The sequence below is a fragment of the Sphingomonas sp. Leaf242 genome, from assembly GCF_001422045.1.
In the GTDB taxonomy this organism is placed as follows: Bacteria; Pseudomonadota; Alphaproteobacteria; order Sphingomonadales; family Sphingomonadaceae; genus Sphingomonas.
This window is the reverse complement of the sequence record NZ_LMLW01000010.1, coordinates 1-24,701: the sequence shown is the minus strand read 5'-3', so window position 1 is coordinate 24,701 and position 24,701 is coordinate 1. Positions and strand designations below refer to the sequence as shown.

Annotated in this window: 26 protein-coding genes; 10 read left to right on the top strand and 16 right to left on the bottom strand. The window is 65.1% G+C overall.

Features of this window, described 5'->3' with window-relative positions; all coding sequences use genetic code 11:
• Positions 1-7 precede the first annotated feature (7 nt).
• On the bottom strand, positions 8-715 hold the full coding sequence (locus ASF09_RS14265; protein WP_235529836.1) for a glutathione S-transferase family protein: 708 nt from the start codon (positions 713-715) through the stop codon (positions 8-10).
• On the opposite strand from ASF09_RS14265, the gene ASF09_RS14260 reads away from it, so the two are divergent.
• The 5 genes from ASF09_RS14260 to ASF09_RS14240 all read left to right on the top strand — a co-directional run bounded on the left by ASF09_RS14260 (position 696) and on the right by ASF09_RS14240 (position 5,985).
• A complete protein-coding gene (locus ASF09_RS14260; protein ID WP_060526835.1) occupies positions 696-2,288 on the top strand; it encodes a class I adenylate-forming enzyme family protein in 1,593 nt (530 codons plus the stop codon). The two genes, ASF09_RS14265 and ASF09_RS14260, sit on opposite strands and share 20 nt — an antisense overlap.
• A 90-nt stretch (positions 2,289-2,378) precedes the next feature.
• Positions 2,379-3,155, top strand: coding sequence for a thioesterase family protein (locus tag ASF09_RS14255; RefSeq protein WP_060526834.1), 777 nt, complete (start codon positions 2,379-2,381; stop codon positions 3,153-3,155).
• Positions 3,156-3,266: 111 nt separating this feature from the next.
• Complete coding sequence (locus tag ASF09_RS14250) at positions 3,267-3,770, top strand: EF-hand domain-containing protein (RefSeq protein ID WP_060526833.1); 504 nt, start codon at positions 3,267-3,269, stop codon at positions 3,768-3,770.
• A gap of 69 nt (positions 3,771-3,839) precedes the next feature.
• Positions 3,840-4,559: a response regulator gene (locus ASF09_RS14245; protein WP_056051122.1), complete on the top strand. Its 720-nt coding sequence runs from the start codon at positions 3,840-3,842 to the stop codon at positions 4,557-4,559.
• A gap of 52 nt (positions 4,560-4,611) precedes the next feature.
• Positions 4,612-5,985, top strand: coding sequence for a sensor histidine kinase (locus ASF09_RS14240; RefSeq protein ID WP_060526832.1), 1,374 nt, complete (start codon positions 4,612-4,614; stop codon positions 5,983-5,985).
• Between the two features lie 144 nt (positions 5,986-6,129).
• Here ASF09_RS14240 and ASF09_RS14235 read toward each other — a convergent pair whose 3' ends face one another.
• The 3 genes from ASF09_RS14235 to ASF09_RS14225 form a co-directional block, all read right to left on the bottom strand.
• On the bottom strand, positions 6,130-7,425 hold the full coding sequence (locus ASF09_RS14235; protein ID WP_060526831.1) for an MFS transporter: 1,296 nt from the start codon (positions 7,423-7,425) through the stop codon (positions 6,130-6,132).
• The gene (locus ASF09_RS14230) at positions 7,425-9,569 is read right to left on the bottom strand and encodes a M3 family metallopeptidase (protein ID WP_060526830.1); all 2,145 of its coding nucleotides are present in this window, start codon (positions 9,567-9,569) and stop codon (positions 7,425-7,427) included. Before ASF09_RS14230 ends, ASF09_RS14235 begins: the two co-directional genes overlap by 1 nt.
• 107 nt (positions 9,570-9,676) lie before the next feature.
• Complete coding sequence (locus ASF09_RS14225; RefSeq protein ID WP_056051132.1) at positions 9,677-10,396, bottom strand: Crp/Fnr family transcriptional regulator; 720 nt, start codon at positions 10,394-10,396, stop codon at positions 9,677-9,679.
• Between the two features lie 146 nt (positions 10,397-10,542).
• Here ASF09_RS14225 and gntA point away from each other — a divergent pair, with 146 nt between their 5' ends.
• Both gntA and ASF09_RS14215 read left to right on the top strand, forming a co-directional pair.
• A complete protein-coding gene (gene gntA, locus ASF09_RS14220) occupies positions 10,543-11,229 on the top strand; it encodes a guanitoxin biosynthesis heme-dependent pre-guanitoxin N-hydroxylase GntA (RefSeq protein WP_056051135.1) in 687 nt (228 codons plus the stop codon).
• On the top strand, positions 11,222-11,809 hold the full coding sequence (locus ASF09_RS14215; RefSeq protein ID WP_060526829.1) for a DUF1989 domain-containing protein: 588 nt from the start codon (positions 11,222-11,224) through the stop codon (positions 11,807-11,809). Before gntA ends, ASF09_RS14215 begins: the two co-directional genes overlap by 8 nt.
• Before the next feature lie 5 nt (positions 11,810-11,814).
• Here ASF09_RS14215 and ASF09_RS14210 read toward each other — a convergent pair whose 3' ends face one another.
• Positions 11,815-12,981, bottom strand: coding sequence for an alpha-hydroxy-acid oxidizing protein (locus ASF09_RS14210; protein ID WP_060526828.1), 1,167 nt, complete (start codon positions 12,979-12,981; stop codon positions 11,815-11,817).
• A 170-nt stretch (positions 12,982-13,151) separates the two neighbouring features.
• On the opposite strand from ASF09_RS14210, the gene ASF09_RS14205 reads away from it, so the two are divergent.
• The 3 genes from ASF09_RS14205 to ASF09_RS14195 are packed head-to-tail and all read left to right on the top strand — an operon-like array spanning position 13,152 to position 17,453.
• Positions 13,152-13,838, top strand: a complete 687-nt coding sequence (locus ASF09_RS14205; RefSeq protein WP_156359384.1) for an ABC transporter ATP-binding protein — start codon at positions 13,152-13,154, stop codon at positions 13,836-13,838.
• Entirely contained in the window at positions 13,828-16,383 is a 2,556-nt protein-coding gene (locus ASF09_RS14200; protein ID WP_060527078.1) for an FtsX-like permease family protein, read from the top strand. Before ASF09_RS14205 ends, ASF09_RS14200 begins: the two co-directional genes overlap by 11 nt.
• Positions 16,383-17,453: a lipocalin-like domain-containing protein gene (locus ASF09_RS14195; RefSeq protein ID WP_060526827.1), complete on the top strand. Its 1,071-nt coding sequence runs from the start codon at positions 16,383-16,385 to the stop codon at positions 17,451-17,453. The genes ASF09_RS14200 and ASF09_RS14195 overlap by 1 nt, the downstream gene beginning before the upstream one ends.
• Before the next feature lie 10 nt (positions 17,454-17,463).
• On the opposite strand, the gene ASF09_RS14190 is transcribed toward ASF09_RS14195, so the two are convergent.
• From ASF09_RS14190 to ASF09_RS20410, 11 genes are all read right to left on the bottom strand, one after another.
• Entirely contained in the window at positions 17,464-18,033 is a 570-nt protein-coding gene (locus ASF09_RS14190) for a septal ring lytic transglycosylase RlpA family protein (RefSeq protein WP_060526826.1), read from the bottom strand.
• Between the two features lie 5 nt (positions 18,034-18,038).
• Positions 18,039-18,710 (bottom strand): cell wall hydrolase, encoded by a 672-nt coding sequence (locus ASF09_RS14185; protein ID WP_060526825.1) that lies wholly within the window; start codon positions 18,708-18,710, stop codon positions 18,039-18,041.
• Positions 18,711-18,900: 190 nt separating this feature from the next.
• On the bottom strand, positions 18,901-19,143 hold the full coding sequence (locus ASF09_RS14180) for a helix-turn-helix transcriptional regulator (RefSeq protein WP_107952245.1): 243 nt from the start codon (positions 19,141-19,143) through the stop codon (positions 18,901-18,903).
• Positions 19,140-19,382, bottom strand: coding sequence for a hypothetical protein (locus ASF09_RS14175; RefSeq protein WP_060526824.1), 243 nt, complete (start codon positions 19,380-19,382; stop codon positions 19,140-19,142). The genes ASF09_RS14180 and ASF09_RS14175 overlap by 4 nt, the downstream gene beginning before the upstream one ends.
• Positions 19,383-19,506: 124 nt before the next feature.
• Positions 19,507-19,755, bottom strand: a complete 249-nt coding sequence (locus ASF09_RS20415) for a hypothetical protein (RefSeq protein WP_156359383.1) — start codon at positions 19,753-19,755, stop codon at positions 19,507-19,509.
• Positions 19,756-19,830: 75 nt separating this feature from the next.
• A complete protein-coding gene (locus tag ASF09_RS14170; protein ID WP_060526823.1) occupies positions 19,831-20,016 on the bottom strand; it encodes a hypothetical protein in 186 nt (61 codons plus the stop codon).
• Positions 20,013-20,813 (bottom strand): hypothetical protein, encoded by an 801-nt coding sequence (locus ASF09_RS14165; RefSeq protein WP_156359382.1) that lies wholly within the window; start codon positions 20,811-20,813, stop codon positions 20,013-20,015. Before ASF09_RS14165 ends, ASF09_RS14170 begins: the two co-directional genes overlap by 4 nt.
• A gap of 47 nt (positions 20,814-20,860) precedes the next feature.
• On the bottom strand, positions 20,861-21,109 hold the full coding sequence (locus ASF09_RS14160) for a hypothetical protein (protein ID WP_156359381.1): 249 nt from the start codon (positions 21,107-21,109) through the stop codon (positions 20,861-20,863).
• 50 nt (positions 21,110-21,159) lie between these two features.
• Positions 21,160-21,513 carry a hypothetical protein gene (locus ASF09_RS14155; protein WP_156359380.1) on the bottom strand — a complete coding sequence of 118 codons (354 nt, stop codon included), beginning with the start codon at positions 21,511-21,513 and terminating at the stop codon, positions 21,160-21,162.
• A 1,376-nt stretch (positions 21,514-22,889) separates the two neighbouring features.
• Positions 22,890-23,234, bottom strand: coding sequence for a hypothetical protein (locus ASF09_RS14150; RefSeq protein ID WP_060526819.1), 345 nt, complete (start codon positions 23,232-23,234; stop codon positions 22,890-22,892).
• A 479-nt stretch (positions 23,235-23,713) separates the two neighbouring features.
• On the bottom strand, positions 23,714-24,100 hold the full coding sequence (locus ASF09_RS20410) for a hypothetical protein (RefSeq protein ID WP_156359379.1): 387 nt from the start codon (positions 24,098-24,100) through the stop codon (positions 23,714-23,716).
• Between the last annotated feature and the right edge of the window lie 601 nt (positions 24,101-24,701).

Genomic DNA, 24,701 nt, shown 5'->3' with positions numbered 1-24,701 from the left:
GATAGCTCTACGCACTCGCACTGGGGCGCGCCGACGCACGCGCATGCCAGGCCTTCAGGTGCGCCAGTTCGTCGGGCATCGCGATGCCGACGAACTTGGCGAAGTCGATCGTCGTGAGCAGAACGATGTCGGCGATCGTATAGCGTTCGCCGTCGAGCCAGTCGCGACCGTCGAGCGCGTGATCGAACTCCGCCATCGCCGCCAGCACGCGCGGACGCTGGCTCTCGCCGAAGTCGGTATATTGCGGCTGGACGATGCGCGCGGTCCAGGGATGCGTGTGCAGCCACACCATCGACAGCGGAGTCATCAGCCGCAATTCGATCCGCCGCGTCCACATGTCGATCTCGGCGATGTTGTGCGCACCGTGCCCGAACATCGGCGGTTCGGGGTGCAGCAACTCGAAATAGCGGCAGATCGCAACACTCTCGGTCAGCACGCGGCCATCGTCGAACGCGAGCGCGGGCGTCTGGCCGAGCGCATTGACCGACAGGAACGCTTCCGCCTTGTGTTCGGCCTTGGGGATCGAAATCTGCGCCATCGGTACGCGGACATGCTTTTCGGCGAGGAATATGCGGACGCGGCGCGGGTTGGGCGCTGGCAGCGCGCTATCGTAGAACAGCAACGGCATCTCCTCGAGTCCGGTTTTCGAATATACCGTATGGCATTGCCGGACGCGTTCGCCTAGCGATGCGCGGATGACGACCGCCTCAGACATGCTCGCCACCGGCTTTGCCACCCTGCCCGATCTGATCCGTGCGCACGTGCTCGAACGGGGGGATCGTACCGCGGTGGCCGACGCGCAGGGCAGCATCGACTATCGGACGCTGGACGCGATGATGGACCGGGTCGCGGCGGCGTTGCAGCGCGACGGGGTGGCGCCGGGGACGGCGGTCGCGATCGTCGCGGCGCCGACGACCGACTATGCGGCGGCTTTCCTGGGTTCGGTACGCGCAGGGTGCGCCGCAACGCCGATCGCGCCATCCGCTACGCCGGCGGCGATCGCGGCGATGATTGCGGATAGTGGCGCGCCGATCGTGTTCCTCGATGCGGAGAACGCGCGAGCTTTGGAAGGGCAACAACTTGTAGCCCGCGTGGTCTTGTTCCCCCGCGAAGGCGGGGGCCGAGGCTGGGCCCCCGCCTTCGCGGGGGAACAAGCTTTTCAGGCTTTCGATGACTGGCTCGCTCCCGATGGCGCCCAGCCAATCCCGGTCAATATTTCGCCCGAAGACCCGTTCAACATCATCTATTCCTCCGGTACCACCGGCACGCCGAAGGGCATCGTCCAGAGCCACGCGATGCGCTGGGCGCATATCTCGCGAAACACCGCCGCGGGGTTCGACACCGCCGTGACGATGATCGCCACCCCGCTCTATTCTAACACGACGCTCGTCAGTTTCCTGCCGACGCTCGGCTGGGGCGGCACTGTGGTGCTGATGGGCAAGTTCGACGCGCGCGCCTATCTCGAACTCGCGCAGCGCTATCATGCGACGCACACGATGCTGGTCCCGGTACAATATCAGCGGATCATGGCGCTGCCCGATTTCGACGCCTTCGACCTGTCGGCGTTCCGTTTCAAGACCAGCACCAGCGCGCCGTTCTCCGCGACGCTGAAGGCCGACGTGGTCGCGCGCTGGCCGGGCGTGCTCGTCGAATTCTACGGCATGACCGAGGGCGGCGCGAGTTGCGCGCTGAACGCGACCGCGAACCCGACCAAGCTCCACACCGTCGGCCAGCCGATGCCGGGGCACGAGATCCGCCTGATCGACGATGACGGCAGCGAGGTCGCGCCAGGCGAAATGGGCGAGGTCGTCGGCCGCAGCCCGGCGATGATGAACGGTTATCACGGGCGCATCGAGGCGACCCGCGACGCCGAATGGCATGACGCGGACGGCAACCGCTACATCCGCCACGGCGATGTCGGCCGGTTCGACGAGGACGGGTTTCTCACGCTGATGGACCGGAAGAAGGACCTTATCATCTCGGGCGGGTTCAACATCTATCCGTCGGACCTGGAGGCGGTGCTCGCCCAGCATCCCGCGGTGGCGGACTGCGCGGTGATCGGCGTTCCGTCGGAGGCGTGGGGCGAAACACCGGTGGGATTCTACGTGCCGCGTGGCGGTGCGACGGAGGATCCGTCCGCGATCCTAAGCTGGGTAAACGCACAAGTCGGCAAAACGCAGCGACTATCTGCCCTCTATGTCGCGGACGAACTCCCCCGCAGCGCGATCGGCAAGGTCCTGAAACGCGACCTGCGCGATCAGTTGGCCGCCTCCCTCCCGTCATCCTGACGAACGTCAGGATCCAGAGCCACGAATGCTCCGATGCTTGGCTCTGGATCCTGGGTCGAGCCCAGGATGACGAAGGATGAAAGGACCATAATGACCAGTCTCAAACAGGCGATCGACGCGCTCGAGCCGATCTCGGGCGGCTGGCGCGGCACCGTGCCGGAGAACTGGACGCAGGGCCGCACGGCCTATGGCGGCTTCTCCGCGGCGCTGGCACTCCACGCCGCGCAGAAATCCGACGTCGATCTGCCGCCGTTGCGGTCCGCGCAGGTGTCGTTCATCGGGCCGCTGTCGGGTGACATCACGATCCGGGCGCAGCGGTTGCGGCGCGGGCGCAACGCGGCGTTCGTCCAGGTCGACGTCGCGAGCGAGGCCGGGCTAGGCCTGCGCGCGACGTTCGTGTTCATGCGCGCAGTGGAGTCGCGCGTCGATTACCAGACCGGCAGCGCGCCCGACTTCCCGATGCCGGAACCAGACACGCAGACGTTCCGCGGTCACAGTGCGGTCGCGTTCTCGCGCAACTTCGACCTGCTCGACCGCCGCGACGACCGCGTCGGGCCCGCCGAGTGGCTCCGCTGGGCGCGTCTGGTCGAGCGCGAAGGGCTCGATCCGATGGTCGAGCTGATCGCGATCGCGGACTGCCTGCCGCCTGCCGCGCTGAAGCTGCTTGGCGGCCCCGCCCCGCTCAGCTCGATGACGTGGCTGCTCAACATCCTCGGGCCGGAGCCGGTGACGCAGGACGGCTGGTGGCTGCTCCGCGCGACCACCGACTACACGCGGGAGGGGAGTTCGAGCCAGCAGATGGCGATCTGGAACGCCGACGGCACGCCGGTCGCGGAACAGATGCAGAGCGTCGCGATCTTCGCCTGACGCCGACATATCTTGCGACACATTGGCGGCCCGGCGGCAAAAGCCTGCGACAACCAGGGCTTAGACCGGCGTCATTCGATGGGAATTCGTCCCACACAGCCGGAGTCCGACATGCGCAAGACCGTCCTCACCCTGATGCTCGCCGCCAGCGCGCTCACCTCTGCTGCCAGCGCGCAGACCGCGCCTGCAACCCCGCGCCCACCGATGCGGCAAGATGCAAACCATGACGGCGTCGCCACACGCGCGGAAGCGATCGCGCAGGCCGACGCGCGGTTCGCGCAGATGGACACCGACCATGACGGCCGCGTGAGCGGTGGCGAGATGCAGGCCTATCGCGCGGCGCTGCACGACCGGATGGTAGCCAGCGGCCGCGACGTGCCCGTGCCCCCGCCCGGTGGTCGCAAGCATGACGGGATGGGCCGGCGGATGGATCCGAACGGCGATGGCAGCATCACGCGCGATGAGTTCGAGGCGCGCGCGCTCAGGCGGTTCGACCGGATGGATGCCAATCACGACGGCACGATCGACGCGACCGAGCGCGCCAATGCCGCCGAGATGCGCCACGTCGACCGAAGCGAACGCGCCACCCCGCCAGCGCCCGCTCCTGCTCGATAACTCGGAAAGGGGGGAGGCACCACGTCCCGGTGCTTCCCCTGGACAGCCGCCATGCTAGACACTGCCCCGATGGGAGATATGCCGCATCTGCTGCTCGTCGACGACGAGCGCTCGATCCGCGAGCCGCTGGCCGCGTACCTCACCAAACAGGGGTTTCGCGTCACGCAGGCGGGCGATGCGGAGAGCGCGCGGACGCGGCTGACGGCGTATGCGATCGATCTCGTCATCCTCGACATCATGATGCCGGGCGAGGACGGGCTGTCGTTGTGCCGCCATATCGCCGCGACCAGCGACGTGCCGGTGATCCTGCTGACCGCGCGGACCGAGGAGACCGACCGGATCATCGGGCTCGAGATGGGCGCCGACGATTACGTCGTGAAGCCGTTCTCGCCGCGCGAACTGGCGACGCGGGTAAAGGTGATCCTGCGCCGTGCGACCGCGGGCGGTGCGCGCCAGCACGCGCCCGAGGCGAACGCCTATGCCTTTGCCGGCTGGGTGCTCAAATCGGGCGAACGCGCGCTGGTCGACCGCGAGGGCGTGTCGGTGCCGCTGTCGACCGGCGAGTATAATCTGTTGTTGGCGCTGGTCACGCGACCGCGCCAGGTGCTCACGCGCGACCAGTTGCTCGATTTGACGCAGGGGCGCGAGGCCGCCGCGTTCGACCGCGCGGTCGACAATCAGGTCAGCCGGTTGCGACGCAAGATCGAAACCGATGCCAAGACGCCCGAGTTGATCAAGACGGTCTGGGGCGGCGGCTATACGCTGGCCGCGGAAGTGACCCGCCTGTGATCGCCCGCCTGTGATTACCCGCCTGTGATTACCCGCCCGTGATCATACGCTCATGACCCGTCCGTGGCCGCGTAATCTGGCCGGGCAGATGGCGTTGCTGATCGCGCTCGCGCTGTTTGTGGCGCAGGCGATCAACTTCGGTCTGGTCCTGCGTGATCGGATCGAGTTTCGCCTTTCGCAGGCGACCCGCCCGGTCGCGACCCGGATCGCCGATGCGCTCGACCGCGAGGCGCATGGCGGGCGTCCCCTGACCGCGGATCGCGGCCGCGTCCGCCGTCTTCCCGACGATCCGATCCGACGGACCGGAAACGCCGGAAACGAGAGCCATCCCGAGGTCGCAGCCGAACTTCGCCGCCAGCTCGCGGATCAGGGCGTGACGGTCGGGCGGATCGATACCGGACTGCAGCCCTCGACGCTCGACGACGACAGCGACCGCGACAATCGCCGCCGTGCGGGGATCCGCCGTGGCGAGCGCGATGGCGCCACGCTGTTGATCGCGGTCGAACAGCCCGGCCGCGGCTGGCTGACGATCACCGCGCCGTGGCCGCAACCCGGTGCGCGCCTGCTGTTCGCGTTGCTGAGCCAGACCGCGATCCTCTACATCATCGTCCTGCTGCCGGTGCTGTGGATCGTCCGCCGGCTGTCGCGCCCCTTGCGCGATCTGCGCGTGGCGGCGGAGCGGTTCCGACCGGGCGAACCCGGCACGCCGATGCCCGCCGAAGGACCCGACGACGTCGCCGCGCTGATCACCGCGTTCAACGCGCTCAGGCTGCGCGTGACGGGCATGCTCGACGAGAAGGACCGCATGCTCGGCGCGATCGGCCACGACCTGCGGACGCCTCTCGCCGCGTTGCGGGTGCGGATCGAATCGGTAGAGGACGACATTGATCGCGCGAAGATGATCGACACGGTGGCGGAAATGAACCGCACGCTCGACGATATCCTGTCGCTGGCGCGGCTGGGACGGCCGAGCGAGCCGCCGACCGATGTCGACCTCGCGGCGCTCGTGGATGCGGTGGTCGAGGATTTTCGCGACATCGGCAGCGAGGTGAGCTTCGTCGAGGCGGACCGGCTGCGGATGCGGTTGCGGCCATCGCTGATGCGCCGCGCGGTACGCAATCTGATCGAGAACGCGGTGAAGTATGGCGTCTCTGCGGAGGTTCGGGTCGAGGCTGGGGCAAAGACCGTCGCCATCGTGGTGGCCGATCAAGGCCCGGGCATTCCCGAGGACCGGATGGGCGACGTGTTCGACGCCTTCACGCGGTTGGAGAGTTCGCGCAACCGCGAGACGGGGGGGATCGGTCTGGGACTGGCCCTAGCGCAGGCGATCGTGCGCGAGGCTGGTGGAGAAATCCGGCTGGTGAACCGTGCCCCTTCAGATCAGGCTGGCGGCGGCCTCGACGCGATCATCGAGTTGCCGCGCTAGGACAGGTTTGGACTTGGGGCTACGCTACCCCATCCGTCATCCTGGGCTCGACCCAGGATCCAGAGCCACGAAAGCCTCGGCATGAGGCTCTGGATCCTGACTTTCGTCAGGATGACGGGAGGGTTGGGTCAGTTTGGGGCGCGCTCAATCCTCGATGATCTGGCTGTGTGTGCGCGTGTCCTTCATGCGGAGGTACACGATCAGCGACACGCCGATCATCGCCGTCACGTACCAGTAGAAGCCGCGCTCCATGCCTTCGTTCTTGAGCCACAGCGCGACGTACTCGGCGGTGCCGCCGAACATCATGTTCGCCAGCGCGTAGGGCAGCGCCACGCCCAGCGCGCGGACGTGTGCGGGGAAGAGTTCCGCCTTCACCACCGCGTTGATCGCGGTGTAGCCCGTCACGATGAACAGCGAGGCCACGACCAAGCCGAACGCAAGATACGGATTGGTCGCCGTCTCCAGCACGGTGAAAATCGGCACCGTACACAACACGCCGGCGATGCCGAACCCGACCATCAACGGTTTGCGCCCGATCCGGTCGGACAGCGCGCCCGCCGCCGGCTGGAAGGCCGCATACAGTGCCAGCGCCGCGGTCATGATCAGCGTCGCGGACTCGCGGCTGAACCCGCTCGTGTTGACCAGGAACTTCTGCATGTACGTGGTGTACGCATAGAAGGCGAGCGTGCCGCCCGCGGTGAGCAACAGCACGGTGAACGCCTCGCGCGGGTATTTGCTGAACAGCAGCCAGCCGCTCGATTTGGGCGTGCCGTCAGCCTTGGCGTTCTGATAGCTCTCGGTCTCGAGCAGCCCGCGACGGATGCGGAACACCACCAGCGCGAGCACGCCGCCGATCGCGAACGGAATACGCCAGCCCCACGCGTCGAGCTGTGCCGTGTCGAGCGTCGACTGCAGCAGCAACAACACGCCAAGCGCGAGCAACTGCCCCGCGATCAGCGTGACGTACTGGAAGCTGGAGAAGAAGCCGCGCCGCGACTTGCCCGCCATCTCCGACAGGTACACCGCGCTCGCGCCATATTCGCCGCCGACGCTGAGGCCCTGCATCAGGCGTGCGAGGATCAGCAGCGCCGGCGCGATCCAGCCGATCGTCGCGAAGCCCGGCGTGATCGCGATCAGGAACGAGCCCGCGCACATCAGCGTCACCGACAGCGTCAGTCCCGATTTGCGCCCATGGCGATCGGCGTAGATGCCCATCACCCACGCGCCGATCGGCCGCATCAGAAAGCCGACCGCGAACACCGCGGCGACGCTCATCAGCTGCGCGGTCGCATTGCCCTTCGGGAAGAACACCGGTGCGAAATACAGCCCGAACGCCGAATAGACGTACCAGTCGAACCATTCGACGAGGTTGCCCGCCGACCCGCCGAGGATCGACTTCAGCCGGTGGTTCTTCTCCGGCGGGAGTGTGCTGCTAGCCATTACTTCGTTCCCTGCGCCGCTTGAGTTGGGGCAAAACCGCGCTTCTTGAGCAGCGCGTTCACATCCGGATCACGCCCACGGAATGCGCGATACGCCTCCGCACGATCGGTCTCGTTGCCGGTCGACAGCAGGATCTTCGCGAACCTGTCCGCGGTCGGCTTGTCCCACGGGCTGCCCGCCTCCTCGAATGCCGCGAAGGTGTCGGCGTCCATCGTCTCGGACCAGAGGTAGCTGTAATAGCCCGCCGAATAGCTGTCCGACGCGAACAGGTGCTGGAACTGCGGCACGCGGTGGCGCATCACCAGTTGCTTCGGCATGCCGATCTCGGCGAGCGTCGCGGCCTCGAACTTGTCCGGATCGATCACGCCGTCTGGCACGGTGTGGATCTTCATGTCGACGATCGCCGACGACAGATATTCCGCGGTCTTGAAGCCTTCGTTGAACTTGCTCGACTGCTCGATCTTGTCGAGCAACGCCTGCGGCATCGCCGCCTTGGTCTGGTAATGCCGCGCATATTTGTCGAGCACGTCGCGGGTCAGCAGCCAATGCTCGTTCACCTGGCTCGGATATTCCACGAAGTCGCGCGGCGTGCCCGCGAGCCCCGGATAATAGACGTTCTGGAGCATCGCGTGGATCGCATGGCCGAACTCGTGGAACAGCGTCTGCGCATCGTCGAGGCTGATCAGGATCGGCTCGCCGGGCGCACCTCGTGCGAAATTGTTGTTGTTCGACGACAGCACAAGCTGCGCCGGCGCTAAGCCCCGCTGCCCGCGATACGTGTTCGCCCAAGCGCCCGATCGCTTGCCGGTCCGCGCGAAATCGTCGCGGTAGAACAGCCCGACGTCCTTGCCGGTCTTGTCGGTGACGCTCCACACGCGCATGTTCGGCTCGAACACGGGCACGGTGCCGGTGATCTCTTTGAAGTTCAGCCCGTACAGCCGGTTGGCGGCGTACAGCGAACCCTGGATGATGTTGCCGAGCTCGAAATACGGCTTCAGCTGCGCCTGATCGAGGTCGTACCGGGCTTTACGCACCTTCTCCTGGTAGAAGCGGTAATCCCACGGCTCGATCGTCAGCGAGGTGCCGGCGACCTTCTGCATGTCCGCGACTTCCTCGGCCACGCGCGCCTTGGCGGCGGGCCAGACGCGCATCATCAGGTTCATCGCCGCGGCGGGGGTCTTCGCCATCGTGTCCTGCATCCGCCAGTCGGCATGCGTCTTGAACCCGAGCAGGTGTGCGCGGTCGGCGCGGAGCTTGACGATCTGCGCGATCGTCGCATTCGTGTCGTTCGCATCGCCATTGTCGCCGCGGTTGACGAATGCGCGCCAGACCTTCTCGCGCAGCGCACGATCGGTGGCGTAGGTCAGCACGGGATCGACCGCCGACCGCGTGTTGACGATCGCGAAGCCCGGCAGCTTCCGCTCGGTCGCCGCCGCCTTGGCAACCGCCTTCACGCTATCGGGAAGCCCCGTGAGTTGCGCCTCGTCGGTGACCGAAATCGCCTTGCTCTCGTCGGCGAGCAGCTTCTCGCCGAACGTCGAGAACGCGGTCGCGAGCTGCTGGTTATACTGCGAAAGCTGCGTCTTCTGCGCATCGGTGAGCTTGGCGCCCTGCCGCACATAGCTGTCGTAGATCCGCGTCACGAGCCGGATCTGCTGCGCGTTCAATCCATTGGAGTTGCGGCCTGCGTAGATCGCCTGGATGCGCGCGAACAACGGCTTGTCGAACGTGATCGCATCCGACGCCGCGGAGAATTTGGGCGACCATTCGCGGTCGAGCTTCTGATACGCCGGGGTGTTCATGTTGCCGGTCATCACGCCGAACAGCGTCATCACCTGACCGTAGCGCTTGCCGGCCAACTGCATCGGCACGATCGTGTTGGCGAAGGTCGGTTTGGCCGGATTGTCGGCGATCTTGCGATATTCGGCGGTCCGTTCGGCAAGCGTCGTCTCGAACGCCTGCGGGAAAAGCTCGGGGCGAACCTTGTCCCAGGGCGGCACCCCGCCCAGCGGACCGGTCCAGTCGGCTAGCAACGGGTTCGTGGCAGGCGTCGTCGGTGGCTGGGCGGCGGGCGCGAGCTGCGCGACGACGGAGGTAGACGCCATCAGCGCGACGGCGCTGGCGGCGAAGTATAGAAATTGCACATGGATCTCCCGGTCGATGTCCCGGGTAGCATAGTGATAAAGTCACAATGCGGAACCCTGCCGCAGGATCGGACGCGATCTTCGCCGATCCGCGACACTATTCCGGTTCACCCGTCCGTGTGCGTGCCGTACAGATATTGCGGTTCGAACTCCGCCAGCTTGGCGAGTTTCTGCTGGTCGAGAATGCAGACCTGCCCGCCCTTGAACGTCAGCAATTCACGCTCGCGCAGTACCCGTAGCACGCGGTTGACGTGGACTCCCGTCAACCCCGTCGCCTCCGCCAGATCCGGCTGCGTCATCGGCAGCATGAACTGTCCGTCCTCGGCCATCCCGATCATCTCGAGCCGCGCGTTCAGTTCGCAGAACAGATGCGCGATCCGTCCTTCGGCGCCGAGCCGCCCGAGCCGAAAGATCCACTCGCGGTGCATCGCCGCATCGAGCAGCGTGCTGAACCACAGCTTTTTCGTCAGATGCGGATAGCGTTCGGTGATCGTCTGGAGCGTGCGGTGTTCAAAGCAGGCGATCTTCACCGGCCCCAGCGTGGCGATGTCGTGATCGAGCCGCTTCATCGGGAAGGCGTGGAGGTCGACGAAATCGCCCGGCACATGCACCGCGACCAGCTGACGCTGGCCTTCGCGATCGTCCATATACCGGCACACGAACCCCTCGATCAGCAGCGTGCTCGTCTCGATCAGGTCGCCCGCGCGGACGATCTGCTTGCGCGCGGGCACCTGCCGCACGGATTCGATGCCGTCTTCCAGCACCTGCTTTTCTTCGTTGCTCAGCTCATGGCGGCCGCGCCCCATGAGAAACTTTTCCGAGATCATCGACACCCCTTCATCACCCGGCCTCGTACCGCCCGGCCTCGTACCGCTGCGCGCGATAGAAGAACAGATCGGGATTCGTACTGATCAATATCAAAGGTTATGCCGGATGCGAAACATTGCGGCGGTTCGCGGGTTCCTCCCCGACCATGTACCAGCCAATCTTCCAGAACGATCATCCGCTCGCGCGCAAGTTCATCGAAACGGTGCAGGCGCCGCAGTTTCCGTGCGTCGGCGCAAAATCGGCACTCGCCAAGGGCCAGATGGACATCCTGGTCGCGCGTGACGTGCGATCTGCTTGGGATGACATGAGAATCTCCCCGGCCCTGGGTGAAACGGTGCGGAAATACCGCGAAGACCGCGCGATCTTCCGGACGCTCATCATCCTGTTCGAAGCGCCTGCCTTGTTGTCCGAAGAAGAGTTCGAAGCGCATCTTTGGGCGCGTGCTCAGTCGCTTAGCGACAAGGACGAGTGGCTTGGCTATCGTCCCGACCCGTCGGTGAGCAGCGATCCCGACGATCCGCATTTCTCGCTGAGCTTTGCCGGCGAGGCGTTCTTTGTGGTTGGCCTGCATCCGAATGCGAGCCGTCCGGCGCGGAAGTTCGAATCGCCCGCAATGGTGTTCAACCTGCACGACCAGTTCGAGGTGCTGCGCGACCAGCAGCGCTACGACAAATTGCGATCTTCGATCCTCGCGCGCGATCTGGAATATGCCGGCTCGATGAACCCGATGCTGGCGCGCCACGGCGAATCGAGCGAAGCGCGACAATATAGTGGGCGCGTCGTCGACGAATCCTGGAAATGCCCTTTCAAGCGAGGCGAAGCCCGTGGCTGATATCAAGACGATCCCCCCGCGCTCGGGAGCCGGGTTCACGCTCGACAAGGGGCAGACGCTCACCGTGATCGATCCGGAAGGCCGCCAGGTATCGGATTTGCTCGCCTACAACCGCGCGGACGTGCGTGAGGCGATCTCGTCGGGGCGGACACTGGATTATTCGAGCCGACTGTACCTGACGACCGGCGACCTGCTCTATTCGAACCGCAGCAATGTGATGCTGGAGATCGTTTCGGACGATGTCGGCCGGCATGATTTTCTGCTGACGCCGTGCTCGAAGGAAACCTTCGCGATCATCTATGGCGATACCGATCCGCATCGCGGGTGCTTCGGCAACCTGGCCGAGGCGCTCGCGCCATGGGATATCGAGCCCGACCAGATCCCGGTGGCGTTCAACTGCTTCATGAACGTGCCGATCAACGGCGAGACCGGCACGTTCACGGTCGAGCCGCCGCTGAGCAAGGCCGGCGACACGATCGTCTTCCGCGCGGCGATGGACCTCGTGATCGGCATGACCGCGTGTTCGGCGCTGCAATCGAACGGCGGCAGTTTCAAGCCGATCCAGTACCGCATCGATTGAGCGGCTCAGCGCGGTTGTCTGACCGCGCCTGCCGCGCGCACGTCGGCGATGCTCGGATAACCATTGACCGCCATCAGCAAGTCGGCCTCGGCGAGCAGACACTTCAGGACGTGCGCCGCACCGTCCGCGCCATCGAGCGCCAGACCGTAGGTATACGGGCGGCCCACCCCGACCGCGGTGGCGCCGAGCGCGAGTGCCTTCACGACATCGGTGCCCGACCGCACGCCCGAATCGAACAGCACCGGCGTCGCGCCAGACGCGGCGACGACATCGGCGAGCATGTCGATCGCGGCGATCCCGCCATTCGCCTGTCGGCCGCCGTGATTGGAGCAGTAGATGCCGTCCGCGCCCTCGTCGATCGCGCGCCGTGCATCGTCGGGGTGGCAGATGCCCTTCAGCACGATCGGCAGCTTCGTGAGCGAGCGCAGCCACGGCATGTCCGCCCAGGTCAGCACGCGCCCGAACGTCGCCGCCCACGCGCCGATCGCCGCCGCGGGATCCTCCTCGGGCGGTTTGGCGAGCAGCTTGCGGAAGGCGGCGTCCGAGAAATAGTTCATCAGCACATGACCGCGGAGCTGCGGGAAGTTCGCCGCATTCAGGTCGCGCGGCCGCCAGCCGGTCACCCAGGTGTCGAGCGTCACGACGATCGCCTTGTACCCCGCCGCCTCTGCGCGGTGCACCAGGCTCTCCGCGACGCCGACGTCCTTGGGCGTGTAGAGCTGGAAGAACCCCGGCGTATCCCCCAGCGCCTGCGCCACGGTTTCGAGCGGATCGTTGGAGAGGGTCGACGCCATCAGCGGCACGCCGGTCATCGCCGAGGCACGGGCGGCAGCGAGATCGCCGTGCTGGTCCTGCGTGCAGATGCCGTTGATCCCGACCGGGGCCATGAACAGCGGCGTCGGCAGCGTCATCCCGAACAGCTCGACCGACAGATCGCGCGTCCGGCAGTCGACCATCATCCGCGGCACCAGGCCCCAATGGCTGAAGGCGCGCGCGTTCTCGTCCTGCGTGAACTCGTCGCCGCACCCACCCTGGAGATACGACAGCACCGCGGGCGGCAGCGCCGCGCTGGCGCGACGTTCGAGCGTCGCAAAATCGACCGGGAGCTTCGGCACGACACCGCGCAAGCCCGCGCCATAGATCGCGTTCTGGAAATCGCCGTACTGCGCCATCGAACCCTCTCGCGTTTCTCGTTGCGGTGATCGTGCCGGACCGACGCGGCGCCGGCAAGCGGCAGGAACGGCGGATGAAATACCCGAGCGGTAACATCGATGAACAGGATCCAGCGATATCCGCTAAATCGGACTTGCCCGACCCGCCCTCCTCCTGCACGGCTTGGGTCATGAGCGAACCCGCGCCCCTGCTGTCGGTCAAGGCGCTCGGCAAATCGGTGCCGGGGCCGCGGCGGCTGTTCGAGCATCTCGATCTCGAGGTCGCGGGCGGCGAGTTGGTCGCGATCATCGGCGAATCGGGGGTCGGCAAGTCGACCTTGCTCAACATCCTCGCCGGGCTCGACGACGCCGATGAGGGCAGCGTTGCGATCGACGGCATAGTGCTCGGCCCGCTCGACGAAACCGCGCGGACGCGGTTGCGGCGCGAGCGGATCGGCTTCGTGTTCCAGGCCTTCCACATCCTGCCGTATCTGACGTTGCAGCAGAACGTCGCGCTCCCGCTCGCGCTGATCTCGCCCGATGCCGGTGCGGCAAAGGCGCGTGCGGAAGCGATGCTCGATGCGGTCGGTCTTGGTGGCCGCGGCGACGGCTATGCGCGCGATCTGTCGGGCGGCGAATTGCAGCGCGTCGCGATCGCCCGCGCGCTCGTCCATCGGCCTGCGCTGATCCTCGCCGACGAACCGACCGGCAATCTCGATCCCGAAACGGCGGCGCGCGTGCTCGCGCTGTTCGCCGACGCGGTGCGCGGCAACGGCGCGGCGGGGATCATGGTGACGCATTCGGCAGCGACCGCGGCGATCGCCGACCGCGTGCTGACGCTCGGCCGTGACGGACTGGTGGAGCAGCGTGGCGTTTAAGCCAGGCGAACGGGGTGAACCAGGCCTTCGCTCGAGCCGCCTGGCGCTCGGCTGGCTGATCGGCGGCGAGTGGCGGTTCCACCCTGCCCGCTTCCTGTTGACCGCCGTGGCGATTCTGGTCGGCGTGGCGCTCGGCTTCGCGGTGCATCTGGTCAACGGATCGGCGCTGGCGGCGTTCGACGGGGCGATGCGCGGGGTCAGCGGTGCGGCCGAACTGTCGGTCCGTGCGACCAGCCCGCTCGGCGTCGACGAGCGCCTCTATCCGCGCGTGGCACGCGCCGACGGCGTCGCCGATGCGAGCCCGGTCGTCACGCTGGATGCGCGGATCAGCAAGACCCGGCTGACGCTGCTCGGGGTCGACGTGATCCGCGCGGCGATGGTGACGCCGTCGCTGATCGGCGTGCGTCCGCCGAGTCTCGGCCAGAACGCGGCGAGTACCGATACCCCGTTCGACGAGGACTCGGTGTTCCTGTCGCGGGCCGCGCTCACGCAGGCCCGGACCGCGGTCGGGCAACGCATCGTGGTGACCGCGAACGGCCGGTCGGTGCCGCTGCGCATCGCCGGGACGCTGCCCGCCTCCGACGCGGCGACGGCGGTCGCGGTGATCGACATCGCCGCCGCGCAGTGGCGGTTCGGGCGGCTCGGCCGGGTCGACCGGATCGATCTCGCGCTGGCTGATCGGCCCGCCGCGGAGTCGGCGTTGCGCGCGATCCTCCCCGCCGACGCGATCCTCTCCAGCGCGCAGACGCAGAACGCGCAGGGCGACTCGCTGTCGCGCGCATACCGCGTCAATCTCGACATGCTGGCGCTGGTGGCGCTGCTGACCGGCGGTTTCCTCGTCTATTCCGCGCAGTCGCTGTCGGTGGTGCGTCGCCAGCGCGCGTTCGCGTTGCTGCGGACGCTCGGCATGCCGCGCGGCGGGATCGTCGCGGCGGTGGTCGTCGAGGGGCTGGCGATCGGCCTGGTCGGCGCATCGGCGGGCCTCGCCGCAGGCTATGGCCTCGCCTGGGCGGCGCTGCACTGGTTCGGCGGCGATCTCGGCGCGGGCTATTTCGGCGGCGGCGCGGCGCACGTCGTGTTCCAGCCCGCAGCGGCGCTCGGCTTCTTCGCGCTCGGGCTGCTCGCCGCGGTGCTCGGCAGTGCGCTGCCCGCGCGTGCCGCCGCCCGCGCCGCGCCCGCCGCCGCGTTGAAGAACGCCGGCGACGTTCTCGACCCGCGCCGCGCCGTGCCGTGGTGGCCCGCCGCCGCGCTGTTGCTCGTCGGTGGCGGCGTGGCGATGCTGCCAGCGATAAACGGGCTCCCGCTGTTCGGCTTTGCCGGGATGGCGGCGATGCTTGCGGGCGGCGTCGCCGGCGTGCCGTGGTTCGCCCGGACGCTGCTGGCGCCTATGGCGAAGCGAACGCGCGGTAGCGTGCCCGGGATGTTGGCGATCCGACATCTCCACGGTGCCCCCGGCGAAGCGGCGACCGCGCTGTGCGGGATCGTCGCGTCGACCGCGCTGATGATCGCGATGGCGACGATGGTGACGAGCTTTCGCGGCGCGGTCGACGAATGGCTCGGGCAGGTGCTGGGCGCCGATCTGTATCTGCGCACGACCGCAGGCGCGAGTTTCGATCCGGCGACGCGGACTCGTCTCGCCACCACACCCGGCGTCGCGCGGCTCGCCTTCAGCCGCCAGATCCCGCTGACTATCGCCCCCGATCGCCCGCCGATCAGCCTGATCGCGCGGCCCGAACGCGGCGGTCGCGATCCGCTGCTGGTCCTGATCGCGAAGGGGTCGGCCTTGCCCGCCAACGCGCTACCCGTCTGGGTCTCGGAACCCGCGCAACGGCTGTACGGCTGGAATCCGGACGAGACTATCACGCTGCCGATCGCAGGGCGGACGCGGTTCGTGGTCGCCGGCGTCTGGCGCGATTACGGGCGGCAGGCGGGCGCGGTTCTCATCGACGAGGGCGATTACCAGCGGCTCACCGGCGACGACGGCCGCGACGAGATATCGGCAATGGTCGCGCCCGGCGAGGATATCGGCAAGGTCGCCGACGCAATGACCGCGCGCTTGCCCGCAAGCCTGCGCGATCAGGTCGAGGTCGGTCGCCCGGCAACGCTCAGGAAACTCGCCCTGACGCTGTTCGACCGGAGTTTCGCGGTAACCTATCTGCTCGAAGCCGTCGCGATCCTGGTCGGACTGGCGGGCGTCGCAGCCACCATGTCGGCGCAGACGATCGCGCGCGAACGCGAGTTCGGGATGCTGCGGCATCTCGGGCTGACCCGCGGCCAGTTGACAGCGATGCTGGCGATCGAAGGCGCGATCATCGGCTTGACGGGTGCGCTCGCGGGGATCGGGCTAGGGCTGATCCTCTCGCAGGTACTGATCCACGTCATCAACCCCCAGTCGTTCAACTGGACGATGACGACGCGGATTCCCTACGAAACACTGCTCGGGGTCGCCGCGGCGCTGACCGGGGCGGCCGCGATCACCGCCGTGCTGGCAGGACGCCGCGCGACCGCGAACAGCGCGGTGCAATCGGTACGAGAGGATTGGTGATGCGCCGCACGCTGCCGTTGTTGCTCGGCTTCATCGCAACGGTCGGCGTCGCCGCGCCTGCCGCGACGCCCTACCCCGTCGTCCGGCCCGGCATCGTCCTGCGTTTCCCCGTCGATCACGGTGCGCATCCGCAATTCCGCACCGAATGGTGGTACGTCACCGGCTGGCTGAAGACCGATGCGGGCGAGGATCTCGGGTTTCAGGTGACCTTCTTCCGCACGCGGCCGCCGAGCGACGCGCGCAATCCGAGCCGGTTCGCGCCGAACCAGGTGTTGTTCGCGCACGCCGCGCTGTCCGATCCCGCGACCGGCCGGCTGCTCCACGGCGAGCGCGCCGCGCGCGCCGGCTTCGGTCTGGCGCAGGCGCGTACCGGGGATGCCGATATCGCGATCCGCGACTGGCGGATGCTGCGCGCGAAGGACGGGCATTGGACGACGCGCGTGACCGCCGACGGTTTCGGCCTGGCGCTCGATCTCCAGCCGACGCAGCCGCCACTGCCGCAGGGTCGTGGCGGCTATAGCCAGAAGGGGCCGCGGCCCGAGGAAGCGAGCTATTACTACTCGATCCCCCATCTGCGCGTGACCGGGCGGGTGATGCGCGGCGGGCGGGCGGTCGCGGTGCGTGGCGAGGCGTGGCTCGATCGCGAATGGTCGTCCAACTATCTCGCGCCGACCGCGCAAGGCTGGGACTGGACCGGGCTCAACTTCGACGACGGCTCGGCACTGATGGCATTCCGGATCCGCCGCAAGGGGGGCGGGATCCTGTGGTCGGGCGGATCGCTGCGCCGCGCCGATGGCACGACGACGGTGTTCGGGCCCAACGACGTCGCGTTTCGCCCGCTCGCGACGTGGCGGAGCAAGGCGACCGGCGCGACCTATCCGGTGGCGCAGGAGCTGAGCGTGCGTATTGCCAACCGGATCCAGCGCTGGCGCCTGACGCCGATGTTCGCCGCGCAGGAACTCGACGCGCGCCGCAGCGGATTGCCGGTCTATTGGGAGGGTGCGGTGCGCACGCGCGGCGGTCGCGGCTATCTCGAACTCACCGGCTACGATCGCGCGCTGGCGATGTAGGGCGCGCGCCTCAAAAGCCCGCGGCGGAAAGCTGCGACCGGAAGCTCAGGCGGTCGTGCTCCGAAATCGGTGGCAATGCCCGTGCGGCCTTCCCGTTGCGCAACCGCGCGCGATCCTTTTCGGACGGTTCGACGCGGCGCACCCGCACCGCGGCCAGCCCGCCGGCGCGCACGCCGAGCAGTTCGGCGGCGCCGCGCGACAGGTCCAGGATCCGCGCATGACCGGCAAACGGCCCGCGATCGTTGATCCGGACGATGATCCGCCGCCCGGTATCGAGCGCGGTGACCTCGACATAGGTCGGCAGCGGCAAGGTGGTATGCGCCGCGGTCGGCCATTCGGCACGGAAACGCTCGCCGTTGGCGGTTCGGTTGCCCGATTCGCTGCCGTACCAACTGGCGTAGCCGAGCACGTCGTAGCTCGGGTCCGCCGCCGGGACATAGGTCGTGCCACGGACCCGATACGGCCCGCCGAGCTTGACCTGCGCGTCGCTCACCGGACGGTACGATCCGCCCGCGCACCCCGTCACGAGAAACACGGCGAGGCAGGCGACCCTGGCCAGCGGTGTCGGAAATCTAAGCATGCAGGTCATCGCCGTTGATAGAAGATATGGGACTCGACGGTCGCCACCTTGACGAGCGAACTGCGCCAATACGGCACCATCCAGTCGGTATGATAGTGCGTCGCGCGACCGACCGGCGCGTAGACATAGCCGCTCAGCGCACGGCGCGCGGCGCGACGCGCCTGCTCCCAGCCGTCATGTTCGGGCCGCCGCGTGCGCGACCCGTCGCAGCTGAACGAGAACTGGCACCCGGTCGTCCGGTTCGCGCCCTGATAGACGACGCCGCACACCGTCTTGGGAAAGCCCGCCGCGCCGACGCGGTTGAGCACGACCTGGATCACCGCGCGCTGCGCGTCGCGGCCGTTGCCCGCCTCGTACAGCGCGACGGTCGCGAGGCATTCGGTCGCCTGGAGCCGCGCGGCGGGACCGCCACGGAAGCGGAACGGCGTCGCCGCCCGGCGCTTGGCGGTCGCGATCGGGACGAGCGCGTTCGAGGCGCGCGCCTGCGCCATCGTCAGCCGCGCTTTCCGGTTACCCGTGGTGGTTTCGGTCGGCCAGGGCACATCGGTCAGCCATCCGATGACGACCGCGAACGCAACGACTGCGCCAAGCAGGAGCAGCCAATGCTCGGACGATGGCCTCAGCCCGGATCGCTTGCGCCGTCGCGACGAGACATATCGGACCGGTCGCTTCGCCATCCCGCGTCCTTACCGGCGAAATTTTCGCAAGGGAACGATCGGTATGACGCTAGCCGCAAGGGTCGAAGCGCGATCGTTGGAAAGAGATGGTGCCCCTGGCCTCTGCCGGTTTTCGCCGATCATGGTGTTGTTTTCCCTGCGTTTTCATAGTTGGTTGATTTGCGAAGTGCCCCCTTAAGTGCCCCCATCCTCAGGGGCGTAGGGGGCACGCTGCTAGCCTTTCGCGCATCCAATCATCGATGTCGGCCTGCCACCAGCCGCTGGCTTGCACGGTCAGCTTCACTTGCTGAGGGAACGTACCGGCCGCGACCATGCGGTAGATCGTTGATCGACCAAGGCCTGTGGTCTTCATCACGTCAGGTACGCGCAGGAAGCGACCGCCGGAGCTGGCCGCGCCGCGTTGTCTGGCGGTAGCGAGAGTCATAGCGGTCATGCGGCTTCCTTGAGGCAATCGTGTTCAAATAGGCGGGCGAGTACGGCCCGAAGCCTGCGTGCATGGGCGAGGAGCCGTTCGCCCCTTCCCTCGCGGGCGGCCGCTGCGGACCTGATGTCGGCATCGGACGCGCCACGCTCGCCACTGCTTTTGTAATTGAGTGCGCGAACGGTGATGCAGAGTTCGTCTGCACGGCGGCCCTTGCCCATCAACCCCACTGCGGTATCCAGGCCCATCATCCGCACGACCTCGATCGGGAATGCTACCTGATCCCGCTTTAAGGCACTCCCAGCTGGGGTGCGGCCCTGTTTCCGAATTGGGGAACAGGCAGCTAGCTGCTTTGATGGTTCATTCACGTGGGTTTCAACGGTCGCTGCAATGCTCATAATGAATTTTCCACTGGTGGAGATTCGGCTGCCATTGCGGAGCGATCGTCGCGGCGATCACACCGATCGACACGCCGCCCCCCCCCCTCATGAACAGAGCGATCCCGACGTCGTGAGGGATTGGCTGCGCGATCATGCGCGGCGGTCCGATACGCGGAGCCTGCCGGTTGTCGTTGGCTGTAATGGAAGCCGCTGCGGGAGCGGCTACAGGCTTGGCGTTTATCATCAGATGCGTTCCGGCAAGGCGGTGGCGTTCTCGGAAGCGCGTTCCGAGCGATGGGGTAGGGCGGACGTGTCGAAATTAGCGGGTGCGCTTGGCCTTGGGCGGTCGCAGGCGCGGCTTACTGGCCACGCGGTACGCCTCGACCATTAGCGTCAGCCACCAGCGGACCAATAAGACCTGGAAAACCTCGCCGATCGGACGGGGCCTCGGCACCGTCTCCAACGGAGCGTAGAGGTCGGCCGGTTCGCGAGGCTTCACGATCATGCGGAAGCTCCGCCGTCTGGTGTGTGCCAGACCGATCGCAGAACCGCGGAGACGTCGATCGCGATCATGGACTTTGCGCCATCCGCGCGCGCCAGTTTGCCTGCGTCGGGACCCCATCTGAAACGGTAGTCGTCAGTCTCTCCAACCCGCCAGAAAAAGGTCAATTCCTCGGGGGATGCAACGCCGTCGGGCGCATAGCTCACCTCGGCCTGCTCGGTGATGTTCACATAGGGATCGAGGTGGCGGCGAAATTCCTCGCGCGGCATCCCTTCCCACAACTCCATGACGCGCACCGTTACCTTCTGCGCGCCGTGGATTTCAGCGGTCCACGGCACGATCTCGGCCCAAAGCTCGTCTTCCATCGAGATATTATCGGCCGCTTCTGCGGCAATCCATGGGTTCGTATCTGGGTCGAAGCCGGGGGCTTCAACTATGTCGCGATACCCCCAGCGCTTCACCCTGCGGGCGATCACGTTGCGCTCAATCATGTCGAGCGTCCACATGGCGTGAACTTCGTCGCGAGTCGCGCCGCGACCATCGAAGAACGCAATAGCGTCGCGATAGACCTTGCAGACCGACAGCATCCCTTTGATGCTGACGCCAAGGATGCGGAGCTGGTTCATGATCGCGGCGATGTTCGCCTCATACCATTCGAACCGCAACTTGAAGCCGGTGCCCGTTTTCGGAGCGTCGATCGGGCGCAGCACGCCGCCCCTAACCCAGAACGTCATGACGTCCCGAGGGATTTCAGCCTTGGCCATGATATCGCCGCGTAGAATCGGCTTTTTGGTTGGCATCGGCCATCCTTGTTTTCGACTGGCCTTCATCCCTAAGTGACTAAAGATCACTCCACAAGCGACGATTTGGAAAGCCGGTGCCTATCACGCTGCGTTCTGCCAAAGGGTATCGAGCCGCGCGCCTGCATTGGGCCGCCTTCGCCCGCCGTGCAGCGGTCTAGGTCCCCGTCTTCCAAGTCCGGATCGCCTGCGGCTTGATTGAGCAATCCAAACAACGCCTCGATCAGATTGCCAATCCGAATGCCGTCGAAGCGATCGAGCGCAGCCGGCGCAACCGACCTAGCGAAGGCGAACACTTCGCCCTCTCTCACCAAGCTGTCTGCGGCCTTCCGTTGCAACGCGGCCCTCACGCTGCCATGACCTTTGGCAAGCGCTGGCCGGCCTTCTCCATTTCCCCGCCGACGTCGACGATCTCGGTTGCTTTGGTCCGGACCATCGTAAGCAACGACGCAATCGCACCGCAAAGCTCGTTATCGATCAGGAAGGCGTCGGCGTGGTGATGACGCATCATTCCACGCTGCCGCTCGATCAAAGCCTCGACGCCAAGTATCAGCGCGTCGATCGAGTCGCCGCCCTCTTGGACGTCGCTGGAACCGCTCATGACTATGTCGCGGTCGGCCATGTCGATCAAAGGGACGTCGGCGGCATCAATTTCGGGTGCACGGATTCGCACACCCCTATAAGGGGCTTCAGCAGCCATATTCGATCTCCACTCGATCGGTTGTGGTCAGAGCTGACGCGAGGGTCCTAAGCCTTGCGTCAGCTCGTTATATCTGGCACCAACTATTAACCATGTCAATTGTTGGTGCCAACAAAAGAGGTCGCGGAAGGCCGCCAGTGGGTTCGACACCCATCAACTTGCGCTTGGCTCCTGATCAACTCGCCGCGCTGGATGCATGGATCGACCGCCAGACGAGCCCACTGTCTCGTCCCGAGGCAGTGCGCCAACTCATGATGGCACAGCTCGCCACAGCCGACTGATCCAGATTCGAATTTTGCATAATCCGCACAGACTGGGCCGCCTTTAGGGCTGTTGTTCCTGAACGGGGTCGTCCAAATCGGCTATGCAAATTCGCCCAGAGTATCACTGGTTCCGCCCGATTGGCGTGAGTTTTCTGCGGCGATACAAATTCCTCTGGATCAGCCAGCCGCGAACGTCGGCAATCGGTCCTTGATGGCCCGGCCGGTTGGGGCCGGCGAGACCGAATTGCGGACGCTCACGCCCCTTCCCTCGCTTCCCAACTTCGGACGCTGGTTCATCTTTGCGAAAACCGATTTTGAAGCCCGACTATCCGCTCGCGAATGTCGTGATGGGGAGGAAAGCGGACTGGCCGTTATTGGGTAGGGGGCGGTGTTAGCAGACACTGCGTGGCGCAGCCGCTCTTCAGAAAAGGGCCGTTGATCGGGAGTCAACTTGTCGCGCTATTACCTTGATGCGGGTAGCGGCGCTATCACACCACTACTAACGGTTTTCACAGAATAGTACCGAACCTCACGGCCCCCACGAGATTTAGCGGTTTCGTGCTCATTTAGCATAATCGCTATCAGATAGCAGCTTGTTGAGCGGGGGGTTCCCCCAATTATAGCGGTTGTGCAGCTGTTCTTCGTGACACCAATATGCGAAAAACCTCGGTCTGCCGCCATTTCAGACGTCTTGGTTATAAGTTTTTCGTATAACAATGAATTATCATATGGCTCTGACGTGATGTACGTTCTTATCTGGTTATTTGATTGATACGATCCGCCGACTTCGCCCTCTGGTGGAAGTCCAAATCTTTTTCCGAGTAGACCCGCAAATTGTGCATTTGCACTAGTCGAAAATAATAAAGCTACGATGCAAAATCCTAGAATATCTTTCCGCATCTGAAATCCCTAAATTAGATTTTACTTTCTGGAAATTGGACCCAAATTATCTAGGATTTGTAAATACTGGATGAGGTCGGGCGAACCGAACGGCCGCTTTCGACGGCAGGTACGGCCTGATTGAATGTCCATATTTGGGCGTTAGCGGGCTGGCGGGTTTGCGGAAGGGGAGCGGTCAGGCTGCTTTCGCGGGCGATGGATGGAGAGCGGACATCAAGTTGGTGTCGAGAACGCCCGATAGATCGCATATCCCCACGAGGCAGCGAATAGAAAGTATGCCGCATAAACGAGTCTGGCGGACGGTGCGTCGGTCCAGTTCAACGATCCATAAGCTATTGCGACCGTGGCGCAGATCAGGATGCCGGGCAGCATCATTCCGGAGAACAATCGGCGTGAACCGGGGAGGAGGCTAGCCAGCGGAAGGAGCGCCAACGGGAGAGCCACGGCCGCAAACTCACTCACTCCCAAAAGGTCAAGAAGGAGAACGGAAACGCCATACAGACCGAGCACTCCTGCCAGACCGAGTTTGTTGGTCCAGTAACGAGCAAGCATGATCATCCCGTCCTAAGTCGCATCCATCGCTGTAGGAACCTTAACGGTCGGCGGCTTTCGGGCAAGAGACGGTGAGGGACGAACGACCGCTATTGGGCGTTAGCGGACGTGCTCAGAGCGGGATAGGAGTATCCCACCTCCCGCCAGCATGATGCAAAGAGGCAGCGATAAAATGAAGTAGTCCCAAACGGATCGTTCACCCATACTGATGACGACGCAATGGCGAGCGCTAATAGCTCGACCGCACATCCAATTTGGCGACGGGAATTCCGGCACGTGAGTCGACACGACAGGACGAAACTCTAGGACGTAAGTTTGCCAACCCGCCCCGAGGAGCAAAATTGCGAAGCCAAAACAGCCTCCGATGCCGAATATCTTTTGAATGAATGTCTGCATTTGACCGCTCCGTTGGGCGGCGACGTGCTTAGCCGTAAATCTAAAAATCTTACCTAAAGCCCGTTGTTGGGCGATACCGGAATGGGAAGTTAGCGGACATCGCGGCGTGCAAAAATATAGGCCGGTCCGTTGCTACGATCCATCACCTCGATGCTGGATGGATCACGCTCCCGATCAAGTCGCAGCTTGAGCGGATATGCACTGCGATCGATGTCGAGCCGTTTGCTGGCGACACTGACTAGGGCGTTCGGCAGAACGTAAGCACCGACCTTATCCCGCTCGATCACGTAGGAGACAGCTTCGTTTCCATCCCGCAAATTACCACCGCGCAAGGTTAAGAAGCCACAGCACGGATTGTAGAAAGACCCATCTGCTCTGGCAGCCGGCAGGCGTGGTTCAACAGTCGAGAAAATGCTTATCCATGCAGCTACCGCGCCAAGCACCAGCGCAGTCGATACCCATTTACCAGTTGCCATACGCCGTCATACCGGAAGTAAGAATGACCGGGAATGAGCGTAAGCGGCCCGGGTACCGATGTCGCGGAATCGGGGTACGGCACGCGCCGAAGCCCGCGGGAGAGTGTGGCTGCGGCGGAGGGTATATCCGCCGCAGCCTTTTAACATTATTTGGAAAGGGCGCTTTCTAGAAGTCGCTCTGCATCCGTCGTTTCTTGCGAGCTACCAGAATCGACGCCAGGGGCGCCCGCACTTGCCGAGCTTCGGCCAAGCGACGGCGGAGTGGTAACCGGACTGCACCTACGTGCTCCCGGTGCCTGATAATCACCTCCAGATGTATCCGCCTCGAGTCGGCAGGCACGTAGGGTTTGGGCATCGGCAGGCATAGCGGGAAGAATTACAGCAGTCGCAGCCGCCAAAATTGTAAGCATCCTCACTTGAAATTCTCCGAATCGGTTATCGACATTGACATGGTAGCTTGGCTCGATGCCACTACAACAGCGAAATTATCGGGCATGGCTTCTAGGGCTCAGACTCATTCACATCCAAAAGGCGACCGCTGTTGCGAGCGCGACAGCTGACAGGAAGTTAGCCGCAAGCTTGTCGTAACGGGTAGCGATGC